Here is a 19,755-nt window from a genome sequence, read left to right as displayed (position 1 = left end):
TAGGGGACATTAGGTCTTTGCAGGAAATTTTTTATGCTTTCTCTTACTAAGATTAACAGCTTGCGGAATTTTGACATAATACCCAGTTCCGTCGAATACTCTTTTTCTAGGATGCTCCTTGCAAGCATCTGAGCAACATCCGTCCATTTTCCATCCGCAATCATCGCATTGTGTAAAATGCTCATTGCATGCTGGATTGGCACAATTAATCATCTTCGTCGTATGCGCTCCACAATTTAAGCAAGTAGATACAACGGAAGGATTGACTGTATTTACTTCCACAGCGACGCGATTGTCAAATACATAACATTTCCCTTCGAAATCTTTCCCTCCGGTCTCCTTACCATATTTAATAATACCACCATGTAACTGATAAACCTGCTCAAAACCTTCATGCAACAGTAATGCTGATGCCTTTTCACATTTTATTCCGCCCGTACAGTAGGTCAGAATCTTCTTATCTTTATACTTGGTTAGTTCATTGATCTTTTCCGGAAATTCTCGAAAATTTTCAATATCTAAACGTACAGCATTTTTAAAATGACCGACTTGGTGCTCGTAATCCGAGCGAACATCCAATACAATGACGTCTTCCCGATCCTTCATCTCCAGAAATTCTTTGGGCTCCAAATGAACTCCCGTTTTCTTTGTAGGATTAATGATCTGTGGATCGCGTAATCCGGAATGCACGATTTCCTGTTTATACCGACAATGCATTTTAACAAAAGAAAGCTCATCCACTTCGTCTATTTTAAAATCCGTCTTTGCGAACCGCGGATCGGCGTGTATTGTATCCATATAGGTTTGGCACGCTTCAGGTGTACCTGATACCGTTCCGTTTAATCCTTCATCGGCAACAATTATGCGCCCAACAAGCCCTAATGACTTGCAAAAAGCCAAGTGATTTTCAGCAAATTCTTCTGCGTTCGTGATGGTGCTGTAGCAGTAATACAGCAAGGTTTGATATGCTTTCATATTTCATTGATACCGCTGCAAACGGCGTTTAATGTTTTTTTAAGCTGCAAAGTTAATAATTATTTATTTTTTATTGATAGCGAATTACCTAGTTAGCTTCCTTTAGAGACTTTTTCACACCTTTAATAAAGTACTATCTCACATATTGTAAACTATAAAGCCGTTGAAAGGCAGTTGGGTTATAGCCCGCAATGTGCTTAAAAAAACGGCTAAAATGTGAACTGGTATCAAAATTAAGTTTTCCCGCAATCTCTTTAATACTTAAATTTGAGGTGGTTAACCAATATTTAGCTTCTTCTATGATGCGACTATGGATCATATACAAAGCGGTTGTTCCTGTATACACTTTGACTACTTCACTTAAGTGTTTGGCTGTCACAAAAAGGTGTTCCGCATACTCTTGAACCGTTCTTTTGGTCAAGAAATGATCATCAATAAGTCGTTTAAATTTATTCACCAACTGCTGCTGCCGTGAAGGCAAGGTCAGCGCCTTAACAGAAACCTGCGTGCTGGTACGGCTCGTTTCCAAAAGCAGCTCAATAAACAGCAATCGTAACATTTTATCCCGAAACAGTTTACTATTATGATACTCTTGATCTAATCGTTTGAACGTTAATTGAATGGAAGCAAAATTTGATTTTGTTAAAGTACAAATAGCGGGTTCATCAAAACCATTCACCAATAAATTTTCAATCAGGGGTTCATGAAAAACGGCGTTGATTATAAAATCCTTCTTGAAAAGAATAACATAGCTCTGAAAATCTGAGGTCAGCGATTCGAATAAAGTTGCTGATGTAAGCTTAATCAGGTACAGCCTACCTGGGGCCAGCTTAAAAGAATACTTTTCCATATTTACGATCCCCTCTCCTTTAAGATTTAGAATAAAGGCCATGTATTCGTACAAATGTAAATTGGACAAATTGGTTAATGTATTTCGATCAGCCTGCATGACAATAAAGTCAGGATTTCCATCCATCATGGAATGAGAAGCAGCGTCGTTCTTTTCGGCTATTATCAATTTATGGGAAAAATTGCTCATATATTTACCTTTTTGATCAATGCAAAGCAAAGCATATCCCACTATTTCAACGTAAATTGAATATCATATTAACATATGAATAATGTCAAAAACACGCAAAAAAAACCTGTTCCCAAAGGAAACAGGCCAAATTTAAATAAACAAAAATCACTAAGCTTTTAGGAGACTTTTATAGACCAAAGCCGTAAGCTACCCTTAAACCTAAGAAGTTGTTACTACTTCCATTGTCTGTAAATTTGCTATTGCCTTGAAAACGTATACCTGCGTCCAAGTAGCTCTTGCCGCCCAAACCGAATTGATAGCCTACTTGTGGTGCATATACGAACGTGGCAGATTTGGTAGCCCCTATATCATCCTTGTTGGTTAAAAAAGACACGCCGGCCTCACCTTGAACATAAAAATTCCCGACAGGAAAATATTTAAGCCCCGCTTTTACCGGAAGCAATTGCAAATCTTTACCGGAAATGCCATTGATATCTTTTGCAAAGAAATTATTGAAACCAGCATTAAGGGTTACGTATAAATCGTTGTTCAGGATTGGATATTCAGCTTGAACAGAACCTCCCACGCTCCAGTCGTAGGCATCACCGAAATCCCCTATCGGTAAACCAAATTCAGGGCCCACACTCAAACGAAAGCCTTCGCGATCTTGCGCTTTAGCGGAAAATGTAAGCAAAGTTAATGCAGCTAATATAAATGTACTCAGTTTAATTACCTTTTTCATGTTGCTAAAAATTAATTGTAAAGTTTTTTATCATTTATTCTTGCTAAGAAGTTAATCGCTTCTTCTCGATCGAAACAAAAAATTATTTTACTTAATGATTCTTGTTCTTCCTTTTTGTTTTTGATAATACAAAGGTAGTTCGGCAAACCAGCGCCATCAATTCCAAAAGGTCGGATTATGGAACCAATTTTTCGGCTAACCAGTAGATAGATATGCGATATGGGGAAAAGGTATAAGGTGATTAGCAATAAAATATAACACCTAATTAACAGCAACTTAACAACAGAAGGCTTACTTTGTATGCAAAGTTTATACGTTGATGTCAAAACGTGCAATAGAACTGGTAGTTATCTCAGATGTTCATCTTGGGACCTACGGATGTCACGCGAAAGAGCTGCTCACTTATCTCAAGAGCATTAAGCCTGAAAAGATCATATTAAACGGTGATATTATTGATATCTGGCAATTTAGTAAACGCTATTGGCCGGAGAGCCACATGAAAGTAGTTCGCAAACTGCTCAAATTTGTCGCCGAAGGTACTCCTGTTCATTATCTGACAGGCAATCACGACGAAATGTTGCGAAAATTTGCCGATTTCAACCTAGGCTCCCTACAGCTCAGCAATAAGTTAGTGTTGCCTCTGTCAAAAGGCAAGGCCTGGATATTCCATGGCGATATTTTTGATGTAACGATGCAACATTCCAAATGGTTAGCCCGGTTAGGTGCAATTGGCTATGATTCACTCATCTTACTGAACAGTTTTGTAAACTGGTGTTTAGTTAAAATGGGGAGAGGAAAGATGAGCTTTTCCAAGAAAATAAAGGCAAGTTTTAAAGATGCTGTCAAGTTTATCAATAACTTCGAGAAAGTCTCCGCAGAGCTCGCCATTGAAAAAGGGTATCAATATGTTGTATGCGGTCATATCCATCAGCCTGAAATACGAGAGATTATAACGGAAAATGGAACGGTTACTTATTTGAATTCCGGCGACTGGGTGGAGAACCTAACGGCTTTGGAATACAATCAAGGTAAATGGGAGATTTATCGTTATAACCAAGATGATTTTGCGAAAATAGCCTTAGAAGATACCGATCCCGCTGAGAGCGAAGATTTGAACGAAAAATTGAACGTTAACAAGCTATTGGCTTTGTTGAAAGCAGAAGGTTAAAAGGGTAAAGAATGGCCCTAATTCACCCCGATCGGCAACCGAAAACGATGGAATCGTTCCTTGCGAAATTAATTCCTAAAACTCCTTTAAGCCACGCTTAACCTCGTTTTGAATTATTGATATCTTGTTTACCTTTGCAGGGTATCAATGGGGCCTTGCGGGCTTTTACACCATACTGACGGTAGATAGATTTTAGTTTTTATCCGGATTATGTTAATATTGTTGTCTTATACTGATGAGTCAAGGAAAAGCAGGTAATGATCAATTTATTTAGGAAATTTACTCCCTCCAATCTTCTATTTCTAATAGTCATCGCTTTCTTCCTATGTATAGGCGCTTTCATTCATATGCCTAAATCCTTTCACCCCATTCTTTTTGAGCAGGCGATTATGGCTTTTGTGAAAAATGCAAATGATTTAACCTTTACGCCACTATCAAGCATTCTGATTACTTTAGCAATTACTATTGCACAAGCGCTCTTACTAAACCGCATTGTTGACAATCATAATTTACTGGGAAGGCCTACCTTTTTACCCGCCTTGATGTATGTAACAACCGCAAGTCTTTTACTCCCCTTTCTGGCATTAACACCTACACTCATTTGTAATTTTTTGCTGATCTGGATGATTGACAAACTGCTAAAGACGTACCATCGTCCAGAAGTAAAGTCAACCCTGTACGACCTGGGTATGTTAGTCGCTGTTGGAACGTTATTTTACTTTCCTTTTATCCTCATGTTCTTGCTACTATGGATAGCACTCATCATCTTTAGACCCTTTGATTGGCGTGAATGGATTGCGGGACTACTCGGTTTCCTAACCATCTACTTCTTGCTTGGTATCATCTATCTGTGGAATGATCGCATCAAAGAATTTTACGCTATCTGGAAACCTTTAACAAATCCAATTCCCACATCCTTCCATATAGAGCTTTACGATTATTGGGTGTTGCTACCGTTAGCCCTTGTTCTGATTCTCTTTTTGAACACCTTAAGAGAAAATTTCTATAAAAGTATCGTTCATGTAAGAAAATCATTTCAATTGTTGTTTTTCATGTTTCTATTTGGCATCTGCTCATACTATTTAAAAACAGATGCACCCCAATATCATTTTTTAATATGTGCACCACCCATTTCGATTTATATGGCCTATTATTTCAATTTTGCTAAAACCAGGTGGTTTTATGAAAGTGTTTACGCGATTTTGATCATTGCCATTCTATACTTTCAACTTTTTTAAACGAGTAAAACTGTGTGTTTTAACCTTTTTTAACAAAAACACCCCACTTCACAACTAAAAAATAAATAGCTTTGCAGTCTTGAATTGACATATATAGCTTCATGAACAGTAGATCCGCATGAGATTACACATTAAGAAATACCTTTATATTATTGGAATATGCGTTAGTGCAACCGCTAATGCGCAATCAAACAGTAGCTCTCCCTATTCGGCATTTGGGTTGGGCGCCTTAAGAGGTGATCAATTACCTCAATATAGGGCAATGGGAGGACTGTCAACGGGCGTGCGTAGTTTAGGCGGTTATAGCAATATTAACGTAGCCAATCCGGCCGCCTATTCCAGCATTCATTTATCGACATTTGATATCGGAGCGTACATGAACAGAACCATCCTTGAAAAGGGTGGGAATAGTGAGGCAAGTGGAAATTTTGCTTTAAATCATATTAATTTCGCCATTCCGTTAAGTCAACGCTCCGCCTTTAGCTTTGGCCTGATGCCTTTTTCAGATATGGGTTATAATTATGCCTCTCCTATGTCTTTTGGCACTGGCGATACAACGCAAGCTAACAGAGCTTTTGCAGGCGAAGGAGGCCTAAGTAAGGCTTATATCGGCTACGGTGTACAAATCGGAAAATATTTCAGTGTGGGTGCGAATGTGTCGTATCTTTTCGGAAAACTTAATAATATAAGCGGGATCGAATACCCCAATCAATTGGGTGCTACCAACTCTCGAATTGAGAATAAGAGAGATATCAATGGGTTCAATTATGATTTAGGTCTTCAATACCATACAACATTGAATGAAAAAACGCTCTTAACGCTTGGTTATACAAACAGCTTGGGTACAAAACTCAATTCTACGGCTTCCGAAATCGTAACGCGGATATCGAGTACAATATCGGATGGCACCATTAACTCGGTCTTAGACACGGTGTCATCTTACTTTGGTAATGAAGAAAAGATAACACTTCCCATGCGGCATAGCTTTGGTTTCAGTATTAATCGTGCCAACAAGTGGTTATTAGGTGCAGACCTCCGTTATGCCAAATGGTCAGATTATAAGGATGGTTCCATTTTGGATGATCAAACAAAATTCGAAGATAGCTACGGAGCAAGTTTGGGAGGCCAGTGGACACCGGACATTACCTCTATCCGTTATTGGAATGTAGTAGATTACCGATTTGGGTTACGGTATGACAAAACCTACTTAAATTTAAACGGACAAGATATAAAAGATATGGCCGTTAGCTTAGGTTTAGGTCTTCCGATCCGGGCACAATCAGGTATTCAGGCCTATTACAAAATCAACCTAACAGCTGAATACGGGCAAAGGGGGACGTTGACAAGCAATTTAGTTAAGGAAAGGTATTTTAATTTTACCGTATCCTTTATGCTAAATGACCGCTGGTTCCAACGGTATAGGTACGACTAGTTAGTCAGGGAGCAATAGTAAATGAAATGTATTTGGTAACTAATAAGTTCATCAAAATGTTCCATAAAAGGCAAGCCATGGTTTTTAAGCAAACCATGGTTTCGTTATTTTTTGCTGGCCTATTTTTATGCTCATGTGAAAACGACCTGAAAGAAGTAGAACGTATTGCAAATATCAATGCGGAGGAACCCGTCGATATCTCTTATGGAGTTACCGTTATTTACAGCGATTCGGCAATCGTAAAAGCTAAGCTGATCTCCAGCAAAATGATTAAGCACAATATCGACAGCCCTTTTTACGAATTCCCGAAAGATGTTCTTTTGATTTTTTATGATAAAGATAAAAAAGAGGAACGAAGAGTAACCGCTAAATATGGTTTGTATTTTGAAAAGAAGAACTTGGTTGAATTGAGACATGATGTGGTTGTAACCATGGCCGATGGAACAATTTTTAAATCGGAAGAACTTTTCTGGGATAACGATAAGCGCATCTTCTTCAACAAGCTGCCGCTAACCATCACCAGTCCTGATGGCAGTATTTTGGAAGGAAATTTCTTTGAAGCGGATGAAAACTTTGAGCATCGCAAAATTAATGGGGCTAGAGGTGTGTACAACTTAAAAGAGGGGGATGGATTATGACAATACTAAACAGTAAATACTTTTTTTATTGTTAAAAATTGTATCTTGCGCCCTCATTTAAAAATTTGTTGAATTTTTATTTTAAATACTTATAAAGCAATAATAAAGAACTTAAAACCTTCAATCAAAATAGTATAAAGAGCATATGGGATTAATGACCTTTTTGCGAAACCGCGCGGGAATAATCATTGTAGTAATTATCGGTTTGGCAATCGTAGCATTTTTATTAGGCGACGTTATCCGCTTCGGAACCCCGTTTTGGGCATCTCATCAAAATGAGGTAGGTAGTATAGACGGAGAATCTATATCGTATACAGATTTTAACAATCAAGTGGAACAAAGCATCAACAATATGCGCCAGCAAATGGGAGGCAATATGAGTCCGCAAATGACGGCTTATGCGGTTGAAGATGCATGGAACCAAAATTTGAGGCACTTACTGCTGGACAAAGAACTTGAGCGTATTGGCCTGGGTGTAGGGAAAAATGAGCTGCAAGATATGGTAACCGGTAAAAATCCGTCGCCTATGATCGCGCAGAATTTCGGTAACCCGCAAACCGGTGAAATCGATCGCAATCAATTAAATCAATTTCTTGCCAATGTGGCAAAAGAACCTGCTAATAGTGAGTTGAGTAGACAGTGGGGCACCTTTCTGGAAGCAATGAGAGACAGTCGCATGCAACAGAAATATAATAACCTAATACAGAACAGTGTTTATGTAACTTCTTTGGAGGCAACTGAAGACTACAATCAACGAAGTAAAATAGCAAATTTCAGCTATGTTCTATTAGATTACGCTTCCGTGCCTGATAAAGATATCAAGTTAACGGACGCCGACTATCAAAATTACTACAATGAGCATAAAGCGGCTTTCAAAAATCAGATGGAAACCCGATCATTCGACTACGTTGTATTTAATGCACAGCCAACTGCTCAGGATACGGCACTTGCCAAAGAAACCATTAACAAGTTAACAGAAGAATTAAAGAAGTCTACCAATGACTCTCTTTTTGCTGTTTCGAACTCGGAGCAGAAAAGACCGGTTTCCTATATAAAGAAAGGAACCCTGAGCCCTGCTTTAGATTCGTTAGTATTCAATGCCGCAAAAGGTTCAACCGTAGGGCCTGTATATTCAAATGGCGTATATGAGTCTGCCAAAATATTGGATGTACGAAATAGCCCGGATTCAGTTACTGCGCGTCATATCCTGCTCAATCCGACCACAGAGGGTGGTGTGGACAAGGCGATGGCAAAGGCTGACTCTATTAAAAATCTGATTTTAAAGGGCAGTAATTTTGCTGCTTTAGCCGTGGAATTTGGTACTGATGGAACGAAAGACAACGGAGGTGAATTGGGTACTTTTGCTAGAGGTAGTATGATTCCTGCATTTGAAAATGCTGTGTTTGATGCAAAACCTGGTGACGTATTCGTTTTAAATACACAATATGGAATTCACATCATTAAAGTAGATGCACAAAAAGGTATGTCCAAAGTAGTAAAAGCGGCCATTATCGATAAGAGCGTATCAAGCAGCAACGAAACGCTGAGAGCAGCTTATAGTAAAGCTTCTGATTTCTTCGGAAAAACAACGAGTCAAAACTTTACTGAAGAGGCTAAAAAAGCAGGTTTAACGGTTGAACATGCAGACAATATTACCCCGATGCAGGGCTACCTACCTAATCTTGAAACACCTAGAGAAGTCATTAAGTGGGCCTTTAAAGCAGAAAAAGGTGATTTAACAGATAAGGTATATGAGCTGGACAACCAATATGTTGTAGCTAAGCTTACCAATATTCGTCCAAAAGGTCAACTATCGCTGGAAGATGTGAAGAAGGAGATTGAGCCAGCTGTATTAAACAAAGCAAAAGCGATCAGGCTGGAACAAAAGCTGCATGATGCGTTACAAGGGGCAAAATCGATTGATCAAGTAGCCCAGAAAGTAGGGAAAACGGCAAAAGCTGAACAGAACATCGTTTTCGCGAATCCTATTTTACCCGGTGTTGCACAAGAAAATAAAGTGGTCGGCACTGTATTTGGGTTACAGCCTAAGCAGCTATCCAAACCGATCGAAGGCAATCAAGGTGTGTATGTGGTGCAGGTTACTGACTTTGTAAATCCAGCCGCATTGGACAAAGTTGATCAACAAAAACAACAGGTTAGACAACAAGTAAGACAACGAGCTTCTAATCAGTCCTTCCAGGCTTTATTAGATAAAGCAGACATTAAGGACAACCGTGTGAGGTTCTACTAAAATTATTTATTCATACCTTTGTATCCGGATAGACGCATAATCTATCCGGATTTTTATTTTTTTTTGTTCCAAAAATGGCACAAACGGGACCTTGTAATTAATTTGAAGGGTATGGAAATTCAAGAAAACATAGTAAATAGAGTTGCGAACAGTGGTCTGCTAACCTTCGATTTGGCTTCACTCAAATCAAAAGCGGAAACAGCAATTTACGACATAAAGGAAAATCTCTTTCAGGGACTTATCTTGCGCGAAAAAGACTTTCGTGCGTTTGTGAAAGAAAATGACTGGTCTAAGTATACCGGTAAAAACGTACTTATCACATGTACGGCTGACGCCATTGTTCCTACTTGGGCCTATATGCTCTTAGCGAACAAATTAGAGCCCTATGCAAATGAGCTTTTTTTCGGGACAGAAAATGTCTTTGAGGATATGCTTTTTGAACGCGCGCTATCAAATATCGATATGGAACAGTTTAGAGATCAGCGCGTAGTTGTTAAAGGTTGCGGAGATATAAAAATTCCAGAATCAGCTTTCGTTACTTTTGCGCATAAATTATCAAAAGTGGCTAAAAGTATTATGTACGGTGAACCCTGTTCTACAGTTCCTATATTTAAACGAACGACATCGAATATCGTCTAAGGCTTCCAGAGGACGCCAGCGATTAATTAGTATGATGAAGAAACTACTCACCCTTATTCTTTCGATCACATTTACAGCACATGTATTTGCACAGGCCTTGCCTTATTTGAAGAATGGTGTATTTCAACCGGGAGAGGAGCTGACCTATAAATTGAAATATGGTTTTATCTCGGCAGCAGAAGGTGTATTAAAAGTTTTACCCTCTGATTTAACCTTTGATGGAAAACCTACATACCACTTAAATGCCGTTGGTAAAACCTCAAAAGCCTTTAGTGTATTTTACAATATTCGAGATCAATATGATTCTTATATTGATCAAAGCACTTATCTTCCATATTTCTTTAGCGAAGATATCAAAGAGGGTAAGTATAGGAGAAATGATAAAATTCGATTTTATCAAGATAAGAAGAAGATCGAAGCAACACGTGGTAATTTTACCGCCAAAGAGTCACAAACATTCGATTTATTGTCTGCCTATTATTTTTCACGTACGCTTGATCTATCGAACATTAAGGAAGGGGAATCCTTTAAACTTTCTTATTTTTTAAAAGATTCTTTAGCCTATCTCTATATCACTTATTTAGGTAAAGAGACGATAAAAACCCCACTGGGAAAACTACGATGCCTGCGGTTTAGCCCATCGCTGGAGCCCGGGCGCGTCTTTAAAAAGGACAGTAAACTTCATCTTTGGGTGACAGATGACAGCAATCGAATTCCGGTGAAAGCCCAGGTGGACATTTTAATCGGAGCGGTAACATTGGAACTTACAGGTGTCAAAGGCCTAAAATATCCTTTAAAAACGACTAAATAAAACGACAAAAAGACGCGAAAACGACATTTTGTCATACAACAAAAACGACATGATGATTGAAGTTAGTGACGTATTGGTTAATGAAAAAATCATTAAAGAGCAATTTGTCTGTAACCTGAACAGATGTAAAGGAGCTTGCTGCGTCGAAGGAGATTCAGGTGCGCCACTCGATCAGCACGAGCTGGCGATTTTGGCGGAAATTTACCCGAAAGTGAAACCCTTTATGACCCTCAAAGGGATCGAAACTGTTGAAAACAATGGAACACATGTAGTAGATGAAGAAGGTGATTTAACTACTCCCTGTGTTGATGGCAACAAGGAATGCGCCTATGTTACGTGGGAAAATGGCATTACAAAATGTGCCATCGAGATCGCCCATCAACGCGGCCTTATAAATTGGAAGAAGCCTATATCTTGTCATTTATATCCCATTCGTATTACCAAGTATCCTGAATTTGACGTACTCAATTACGATCGCTGGCACATTTGCCACGACGCCTGTTCATATGGACGAGAATTAAAAGTTCCGGTTTATCGTTTTCTGAAAGAACCTTTGATCAGAAAGTATGGCGAAGAATGGTATAAGGAGCTGGAAGAAGCCGCACAATCCCCTCATATTTAATACCTTTGTAATATTTTCATATAAGTCCTGTTTTTTAAGTTTTCTTTAACATTTTTTAACAGAAATGACAAGCCAAAAATTTGACTTTAAACACCAAATGGTATTACTTTTGAACTAGTCAAATCAAAGTTTGCAGACTTGACTAAAACAAATAGGAGAGCGAAGGACTTTACTAGGACTCCAATTCTGACAGAATTTTCCTTGAACGAAAAAGCCGTATCCCAGTAATCAGTCATCAGACTCCACGTAGTTTAACAACCGCTAAAAAAATAAAATAGAAATGAAAAAAATAGGATTGACACTACTAACAGCCCTTATTGGTGGAGCGGTGGCTGTTGGAGGTTACAAATTGTTGGAGAAAAAACAAATTAGCCAAATGTCGTTTGAAGAACGGCAACAACTTCACTACGCGAATAACCCAAATACCATATCAGCCTCAACAGGCAATCTTGACTTTACGCAGGCAGCAGCGGCAGTTAGCCCCGCGGTGGTTCATATAAAAACGGAATACGAACAATCCGGCAGATCGGGCGGTGATCCTTTTCAAGATATGTTTGAAGAATTCTTTGGCGCACCAAGAGGACGGCAGCGTCAAGCGCAACCCGCAAGAGCTTCCGGTTCCGGCGTTATTATTTCCAATGATGGTTATATTGTAACAAATAACCACGTGGTAGAAGGTGCTGACAAAATCACCGTTGAACTCACCAATAAAAAGGTTTATGATGCGAAGGTCATCGGCCGTGATCCCAACACTGATTTAGCATTGATAAAAGTAAATGCGACGAATCTACCGATCGTTAAATTGGGAAATTCGGATAATGTTAATATTGGAGAATGGGTATTAGCCGTTGGTTATCCACTTGGTCTACAATCTACGGTTACCGCGGGTATTGTAAGCGCGAAAGGCCGAGCAATTGGTATACTCGCCGATCAACAAAGACAAGACCTTTATCAACAATGGCAACAAAATGGCGCTGACCCGAATAATGTGCCCGCAAGCTCAGCTGTCGAATCATTTATCCAAACGGACGCCGTAATTAATAAAGGAAACAGTGGCGGTGCTTTGGTCAATGCCAATGGCGAACTGATCGGCATAAATGCCGCCATTATGTCGCAAAGTGGCTATTATGCAGGCTATGGTTTTGCGATACCCGTTAATTTAGTTAAAAAGATTGCGGACGATTTTGTGAAATATGGAAGTGTGAAACGTGGCTATGTGGGTGTGACTTTCCAAGAGCTTAATACCGAGCTAGCAAAAGAATTGGGTGTTGCAGATATTAACGGTCTTTACGTTAACAGCGTCGTACCAAATGGTGGAGGAGCTGCTGCGGGATTGAAAAAAGGTGATATTATCACGAAAATTGATGGAAATGTCATTTATTCGAGCCCTGATTTACAGGAGCGTGTTGCACGACTCCGCCCGGGAGACAAAGTTAAATTGACTTACAAACGTGATGGAAAAGAGAAAGAAGTTTCTGTAACGTTGAAAGGTGATGAATCCATTAAATCGGACAAAGAAGGAAAGAGCGGTAGCAATCGCAGTACTGCCGAACTTTACAATAAACTTGGGGCAGGCTTTATTCCAGCGAATGCACAACTGAAAAAGAAATTCAATATTTCATCAGGTGTTGTCGTATCCGAAGTTAGAAGAGATGGCTTATTTGCGGAGTACAATGTTCCAAAAGGATTTATTATCACGTCCATTAACGGCAAGCCGGTTAATAATGTAGACGATGTTGAAAGTGCATTGGGTTATGGTAAAAATGACATGATTCAACTCAGTGGTGTAACACAAGATGGCGCCCGTTATACATCCACTTTCCCTTTAAAATAACACAGTATATATAACCTTTAACAGAAGGGGTTCTTCGAAAGAAGAGCCCTTTTTTGTTATATAATTCTTCTCGATAAGGTGCTAAACTGCATACCTAAGAACGTTCCAAAAGGGCCAAATCGAAATGAACCTACAACAAACTATCAATCAGACCGTTTAGTAAAGGCTCCTTCGAAAAGCTAACACGTCTGTCAAAAATGAATGCGAATAAATGTGTGATAAAATTGCGCAAAATTCGTCAAAAATTAGAACCATTCTAAATTGCGTAAATAGATCGCCATTATTATGTCATTATTAAATCAAATAAATAGCTTTGCCTACCATTAATAAAATTAACACACAAAATGAGTAGTTTTAATCAAGCATTAACTTCCACTTTAGGGAAAAAACTAATCATGGCTTTGACAGGCTTGTTCTTATGTACATTCCTGATCGTGCATTTGATTGGTAATCTCCAATTATTTAAGGATGATGCAGGCAAAGCCTTTAATGACTATGCCTATTTCATGACGCACTTTCCTCCTATAAAGGCAGTGTCTTATCTATTGTACGCGTCTATTATAATTCATGCTATCTATGCATTATTATTAACGCTGCATAATAAGAAAGCGCGTCCAGTTGGTTATGCAAGTTATGCAGGTAATAAAAACAGCACTTGGAACTCAAGGAACATGGGTATTTTAGGGACCGTGCTTTTAGTCTTCATAGCTACCCATATGTCAAATTTTTGGTGGAAATTCCACAATGATGAAGTACCTTATATAGAATATCGTACGAACTTAAACACACTTGAAACGCAGTTTACGGAATTAAATGCATCTGAATTTACGGATTACCAAAAGTTTACACAGGATGGAGAAGAAATAACAAAAGCACGTGATTTATACAAACAAGTTGCGTATGCTTTTCAGAATCCGCTTCTGGTTGCATTCTATGTGCTGGCCATGGCTGCTCTATCTTTTCACTTAATTCATGGCTTTAACAGTGCATTTCAATCCTTAGGTTTCGATCATAAAAAATATATACCAATTGTGCGCTTTTTGGCAGTATGGCTGTTTGGCATTATCATTCCAATAGCATTTGCTGCAATGCCATTGTATTTTTTCTTTTGTAAATAAAATTCACGCTTTAGCTCGCTAATTTGTGATAAAAATAGAATAAAGATGATGTTAGATTCTAAAATACCAGAGGGCCCATTAGCCGAAAAATGGTCAAAACATAAATTCAATCTTAAGTTAGTTAACCCTGCTAATAAACGTAAATTTACCATAATTGTGGTCGGAACAGGTTTAGCAGGAGCTTCCGCTGCAGCATCACTTGCTGAGTTAGGTTACAATGTAAAAACGTTCTGTTACCAGGATAGTCCACGTCGTGCTCACTCTATTGCTGCACAAGGAGGTATAAATGCCGCAAAAAATTACCAGAACGATGGTGATAGTGTATACCGCTTATTTTATGATACCATCAAGGGTGGCGACTACAGAGCGCGTGAAGCGAATGTCTATCGCTTAGCAGAGGTTTCTGTCAATATAATTGATCAATGTGTGGCACAAGGTGTTCCTTTTGCACGGGAATACGGTGGTTTGCTAGACAACCGCTCTTTTGGGGGTGCACAGGTTTCCCGTACCTTTTATGCCCGTGGGCAAACAGGGCAACAACTTTTGTTAGGCGCCTATTCTGCACTGAACCGTCAGATTAATGCCGGTAAAGTAAAATCGTATACTCGCCACGAGATGTTGGATGTCGTAATGGTTGATGGGCATGCTAAAGGGATTGTTACGCGTGATCTAAAGACTGGCAAAATCGAATCGCACGAAGGGCATGCAGTCCTATTATGCACCGGCGGTTATGGCAATGTTTTCTTCTTATCTACCAATGCAATGGGTTGTAATGTAACTGCCGCTTGGAGAGCCCATAAGCGTGGTGCTTTTTTTGCAAATCCTTGCTACACCCAAATTCACCCAACCTGTATTCCTGTAACGGGCGATCACCAATCGAAATTAACCCTGATGTCCGAATCATTGCGTAATGATGGACGAGTATGGGTTCCTAAAACCGTTGAATTAGCGGAAAAACTTAGAAAAGGACAGTCGAAGCCTTCTGATATCAAAGAAGAAGATCGGGATTATTTCTTGGAGCGAAAATATCCATCCTTCGGAAACCTTGTTCCTCGCGATGTTGCTTCCAGAAATGCAAAAATGATGTGTGACGAAGGAAGGGGTGTTGGTAAAACCGGATTAGCCGTATTCCTGGATTTTGCAGAGGCTATTCAACGTATGGGCGAAGATACCGTACGTGCTAAATACGGAAACTTGTTTGATATGTATTATCAAATTACGGACGAGAACCCATACAAACAACCGATGCGTATTTATCCTGCGGTACACTATACCATGGGCGGACTGTGGGTCGACTATAATTTAATGACCAGTATTCCAGGATTATATGCTTTAGGTGAATGTAACTTCTCCGATCACGGGGCAAATCGATTAGGCGCTTCTGCCTTGATGCAAGGGTTAGCCGACGGTTACTTTGTAATTCCGTATACCGTGGGTGACTACCTTACCAGTCTGGGAAGTTTTGCTCCAGTTGATAAAAATCATCCCGCTTTTGAAACCACGAGAAAAGAGGTGGAGGAAAAAGTCAACAAACTTTTGAGTTTAAAAGGATCGAAAACGGTAGATGATATTCATAAGAAACTCGGTCATATTATGTGGGAATATTGTGGCATGGCGCGGAACGAAGATGGTTTGAAGAAGGCAAAGGGAATGATCCAAGAACTTCGAAAAGAGTTTTGGAACGATGTCACGGTGCTAGGCGATAATGAAGAGTTAAACCTCTCCTTAGAAAAAGCCGGTCGTGTAGCGGATTTCTTAGAACTTGGAGAATTAATGGTTGATGATGCCTTGAATCGCAGTGAATCTTGTGGAGGACATTTCCGCGAAGAAAGTGCAACACCGGAAGGTGAAGCAAAACGGGATGACGACAATTTTACGTATGTAGCTGCATGGCAGTATAACGGAGATAATCAACCGGAAACACTTCACAAAGAGACGCTCGTATTTGAGAATGTGAAGTTGACCCAAAGAAGTTATAAATAATTAACCACTCAAATATATAAAGCATCATGAGTGAAGAAAAAACAATGAATTTAACGCTGAAAGTTTGGCGTCAAAAAAATGAAACTTCAAAAGGCAAATTTGTTACGATACAAGCAAATGGTATATCTTCAGATATGTCCTTTTTGGAAATGCTTGATGTTGTAAACGAAGACCTTACAAGAAAAGGAGAAGATCCTATATATTTTGATCACGATTGTCGTGAAGGTATCTGCGGTATGTGTTCATTGCATATTAACGGACAGCCACATGGCCCGAAACAAGGAACAACGACCTGTCAGTTGCATATGCGCAGCTTTCATGACGGACAAACCATTGTCATTGAGCCCTGGAGAGCCGCGGCTTTTCCTGTGATCAAAGATTTAGCAGTTGATCGTACAGCTTTCGATCGCATTCAACAAGCTGGCGGATACGTCTCTGTCAATACGGGTGGTGTTCCTGATGGAAATGTCATCCCGATCCCTAAGCCTAAAGCCGACGAAGCTTTTGAATCGGCAACATGTATCGGCTGCGGGGCTTGTGTTGCAGCTTGTAAAAATGCATCCGCAATGCTCTTCGTCTCCGCTAAAATATCGCAATATGCTTTGTTACCACAAGGACAGGCTGAGCGTTATCAACGAGCACAGGCGATGGTAGAACAAATGGATAAAGAGGGCTTTGGTGCTTGTACCGTTACTAAAGCCTGTGAGGCAGAATGTCCTGTGGGTATTAAGTTGACCAACATCGCTAGAATGAATAGGGATTATCTTAATGCTAAGTTCTTTAAAGAAAAGACCACACACTCATAAAATCGTTTTACACTAACTACTAAGCAAAAAGCGGTTCCTCTTCTGAGGAAACCGCTTTTTTCATATATACACCAGCTTAGATTGTATTAAAGACTTGAGGTATTCTGCCCCGTTTTTTCCTGCGGTTTTGGGTTGCTTAAATTTAATTTTATAGGAAGGGTATAATAAACACGTACAGGTTTGCCCTCCATGAGGCCCGGCGCCCATTTTGGAGACTCTTTTAAGAGGGCGATAGCCGCTTCCCCGGTTCCATGGCCTAAGTCCTTTAATAGTTCAATTTCACTGAGTGATCCGTCCAATTCTACAACAAAACTCACATGTAAAGTACCTGCTATTCCCTTCGTTTTAGCCTCCGCGGGGTATTTGTATTGCTCCCCTATCCATTTATAAAAGGCATGCAATCCGCCGGGAAATTGTGGTTGTTTTTCTACCTTGTTAAAGTCCATTACAGTTTTTGTAGTATCCGTCCTCACCAACACAACCTGCGGCGGGGGAATATCCTTATTTGACCTTGCGCTTTTAACTTGTACAATTTTAGGAGAAGGGATACCATCTCTCGATTCTTTTGCTTTTTCGGGAGAGGTAGGCTTACCTACTACAACCACTTCCTCTAATTGTTGATATCCTGCAGGCACAGTCAGGGGCACATCGAGCTTCTCTTTAACGGTCGTTCCCACCAAAAGAAACTTTACCCGTAACACATGCTTGCCTTCCGGCATTTCTTTCACTACCTCTGGTAACCGAAGTACTCGTAATACTTCCGCTCCTTGACCATCGCTAATGGTATTTAGAACTTTTGCTTCCAAGTTATCTGCCTCTTTTACAAAAGCGACATCCACTGCTCCTTGTACTTCATTGGCCTTTGCATTATCAAGATACCTTACCTGAGTTCCTACTAGTTTATAAAAATTTTCAACTTCGGCCTTACCAAGGGCAAGTTCTGTTAAACGTTCGGCCTTATCACTCACCTTTGCTGATGAAAATATCAACATGCTAATGAACAATGGCACTGCTAAAACATATTTTAAAAGCGCCGGTCTTCTAGATTTGTTTTTTAAAAGCATAACGATCCTATTTTTTATAAATGATTGATTCAAAAAATTATTGGTCAATACCGATGAGGAGACCGAAAAGGTTCGGCTAATTAATAGTTCTGCATAGGCTATTTTATCTGCTTGGCTGGTATTTACGGCCTCATCTGCAATATATTCATGCGTTAACTTAAGGGAATTTGCCAGCCAATACACTACTGGATTGAACCAGTTAAATAGTTTGATCAATTCCAAAAAAAGAACATCGAGTGTATGGAACTGCCGCACATGTATCAGTTCATGACGAAGAATTTTTGAGCTTCCCTGCTGTCCAACATCTACTTTGACCGCATGCATGAATGAATAAGCATCGCCTTCATTAGTTGTTTGCAAACGTCTCTTTAAATGAATGAATTTCCTGATCACCAGGATAAGTTGCACCAATAATCCACTCATATAAATATAGCCCCAAAACGGGATAGCAATCCCACTTTCCGCGTTAACCGAATCAACGTTGTCTCCTGCATAAATGGTTACAGCGTCCAAACTTGAGCGTGCTACGAATACAGTAGAGGTTCTGAAGATATCCTGTAACCATTCAAGCTGTATCAATGGCAAAATAAATGATAAGCTCGTGGTTCCTATTAGATAAGCCCTATTTACCTGAAAAAAGGTTTCTCTTGCAAGAAAAAATTTGTAAAACCCGTAAAATAAGATTAGGTAAATGTTGGCGATAATTAGATAGTTCATCATAATTACTGTTTTTAATGATTAACGCATGCTATTTCTTCTTTGCTTTTTCTAATAGCTTTAAAAGTTCATCCGTTTCCCTTATGTTTAACTTACTTTCTTGTAGAAAAAACGAAAGCATACTCCGCGGAGAATTATCAAAATACCCCGAAAGTAATTTACTCGCCGCAAACTCTTTATAGGTGTCTTTGCTTATCTTGGGGAAATAACGATGACTTTTTCCAAAACTTTCATGGCTAACAAACCCTTTTGTTTCCAGAATACGAATAATAGTAGAAACCGTATTATAGGCTGGTTTAGGCTCATCTAACTGCTCAATGATCTCCTTTACAAATGCCTTCCCCAGTTTCCAAAGTTCCTGCATAACTTGTTCTTCGGCGCGTGTTAATTCCTTGATTTCCATATATTAAAATTTATAATACAAACATAAAACTAAAAAATTAGTTTTACAACTATTTTTTTAGTTATTTAAAAGCAAAAAAAAACACCCTCAAAAATGGGCGTTTTTTCATCCGTTTAAATTTATTTATTCATTATTTACATGTTTTTAAAGGCATTCATGCTGCCTTCGGCGGTTTTAGTGGCGATGAAGCTATCAGATTTATTCATACCCCTGTGTGGTTTGAATAAATCATGATGGTTTCATCGTATCAAGTGGGGGTAATCTTATGGCCTTTCTCCTAAATAGTACTCGTT

At 39.3% G+C, this 19,755-nt stretch carries 17 protein-coding genes; 12 read left to right on the top strand and 5 right to left on the bottom strand.

Annotation, left to right across the window (positions count from 1 at the left end; genetic code table 11):
• Nucleotides 1-9 precede the first annotated feature (9 nt).
• From trhO to RYH73_RS04200, 3 genes are all read right to left on the bottom strand, one after another.
• Nucleotides 10-975 (bottom strand): oxygen-dependent tRNA uridine(34) hydroxylase TrhO, encoded by a 966-nt coding sequence (gene trhO, locus RYH73_RS04210; protein ID WP_335312041.1) that lies wholly within the window; start codon nt 973-975, stop codon nt 10-12.
• A gap of 133 nt (nt 976-1,108) precedes the next feature.
• Nucleotides 1,109-2,014: a helix-turn-helix domain-containing protein gene (locus tag RYH73_RS04205; protein ID WP_335312039.1), complete on the bottom strand. Its 906-nt coding sequence runs from the start codon at nt 2,012-2,014 to the stop codon at nt 1,109-1,111.
• Between the two features lie 169 nt (nt 2,015-2,183).
• On the bottom strand, nt 2,184-2,738 hold the full coding sequence (locus tag RYH73_RS04200; RefSeq protein WP_335312037.1) for a hypothetical protein: 555 nt from the start codon (nt 2,736-2,738) through the stop codon (nt 2,184-2,186).
• Nucleotides 2,739-3,057: 319 nt separating this feature from the next.
• Between RYH73_RS04200 and RYH73_RS04195 the strand changes: the two genes are divergently transcribed.
• The 12 genes from RYH73_RS04195 to RYH73_RS04140 all read left to right on the top strand — a co-directional run bounded on the left by RYH73_RS04195 (nt 3,058) and on the right by RYH73_RS04140 (nt 17,278).
• Nucleotides 3,058-3,906, top strand: a complete 849-nt coding sequence (locus RYH73_RS04195) for a UDP-2,3-diacylglucosamine diphosphatase (RefSeq protein WP_335312035.1) — start codon at nt 3,058-3,060, stop codon at nt 3,904-3,906.
• Nucleotides 3,907-4,163: 257 nt separating this feature from the next.
• Entirely contained in the window at nt 4,164-5,144 is a 981-nt protein-coding gene (locus RYH73_RS04190; RefSeq protein WP_335312033.1) for a DUF6427 family protein, read from the top strand.
• A gap of 118 nt (nt 5,145-5,262) precedes the next feature.
• On the top strand, nt 5,263-6,576 hold the full coding sequence (locus RYH73_RS04185; RefSeq protein WP_335312032.1) for a hypothetical protein: 1,314 nt from the start codon (nt 5,263-5,265) through the stop codon (nt 6,574-6,576).
• Nucleotides 6,577-6,653: 77 nt separating this feature from the next.
• Nucleotides 6,654-7,214, top strand: coding sequence for an LPS export ABC transporter periplasmic protein LptC (gene lptC / locus RYH73_RS04180; RefSeq protein ID WP_335312030.1), 561 nt, complete (start codon nt 6,654-6,656; stop codon nt 7,212-7,214).
• 145 nt (nt 7,215-7,359) lie between these two features.
• On the top strand, nt 7,360-9,465 hold the full coding sequence (locus RYH73_RS04175) for a peptidylprolyl isomerase (RefSeq protein WP_335312028.1): 2,106 nt from the start codon (nt 7,360-7,362) through the stop codon (nt 9,463-9,465).
• 111 nt (nt 9,466-9,576) lie between these two features.
• A complete protein-coding gene (locus RYH73_RS04170) occupies nt 9,577-10,104 on the top strand; it encodes a DUF2480 family protein (protein ID WP_335312026.1) in 528 nt (175 codons plus the stop codon).
• Between the two features lie 34 nt (nt 10,105-10,138).
• Nucleotides 10,139-10,915 carry a DUF3108 domain-containing protein gene (locus tag RYH73_RS04165; RefSeq protein ID WP_335312596.1) on the top strand — a complete coding sequence of 259 codons (777 nt, stop codon included), beginning with the start codon at nt 10,139-10,141 and terminating at the stop codon, nt 10,913-10,915.
• A 52-nt stretch (nt 10,916-10,967) separates the two neighbouring features.
• Nucleotides 10,968-11,537: a DUF3109 family protein gene (locus RYH73_RS04160; RefSeq protein WP_335312595.1), complete on the top strand. Its 570-nt coding sequence runs from the start codon at nt 10,968-10,970 to the stop codon at nt 11,535-11,537.
• Nucleotides 11,538-11,817: 280 nt separating this feature from the next.
• Complete coding sequence (locus RYH73_RS04155; protein ID WP_335312024.1) at nt 11,818-13,371, top strand: Do family serine endopeptidase; 1,554 nt, start codon at nt 11,818-11,820, stop codon at nt 13,369-13,371.
• Nucleotides 13,372-13,715: 344 nt separating this feature from the next.
• Nucleotides 13,716-14,489, top strand: coding sequence for a succinate dehydrogenase cytochrome b subunit (locus RYH73_RS04150; RefSeq protein WP_335312022.1), 774 nt, complete (start codon nt 13,716-13,718; stop codon nt 14,487-14,489).
• A 45-nt stretch (nt 14,490-14,534) separates the two neighbouring features.
• A complete protein-coding gene (locus RYH73_RS04145) occupies nt 14,535-16,472 on the top strand; it encodes a fumarate reductase/succinate dehydrogenase flavoprotein subunit (RefSeq protein ID WP_335312021.1) in 1,938 nt (645 codons plus the stop codon).
• A gap of 26 nt (nt 16,473-16,498) precedes the next feature.
• Nucleotides 16,499-17,278, top strand: coding sequence for a succinate dehydrogenase/fumarate reductase iron-sulfur subunit (locus RYH73_RS04140; protein WP_335312019.1), 780 nt, complete (start codon nt 16,499-16,501; stop codon nt 17,276-17,278).
• An 86-nt stretch (nt 17,279-17,364) separates the two neighbouring features.
• On the opposite strand, the gene RYH73_RS04135 is transcribed toward RYH73_RS04140, so the two are convergent.
• Both RYH73_RS04135 and RYH73_RS04130 read right to left on the bottom strand, forming a co-directional pair.
• A complete protein-coding gene (locus RYH73_RS04135; protein WP_335312017.1) occupies nt 17,365-19,062 on the bottom strand; it encodes an energy transducer TonB in 1,698 nt (565 codons plus the stop codon).
• Nucleotides 19,063-19,090: 28 nt separating this feature from the next.
• The gene (locus RYH73_RS04130) at nt 19,091-19,462 is read right to left on the bottom strand and encodes a BlaI/MecI/CopY family transcriptional regulator (RefSeq protein ID WP_335312015.1); all 372 of its coding nucleotides are present in this window, start codon (nt 19,460-19,462) and stop codon (nt 19,091-19,093) included.
• Nucleotides 19,463-19,755: the final 293 nt, after the last annotated feature.

This window comes from Olivibacter sp. CPCC 100613, assembly GCF_036959255.1.
Lineage (GTDB): Bacteria > Bacteroidota > Bacteroidia > Sphingobacteriales > Sphingobacteriaceae > Olivibacter.
Note: the sequence above shows the minus strand (reverse complement) of the source record. Positions and strands in the feature narration are given on the sequence as shown.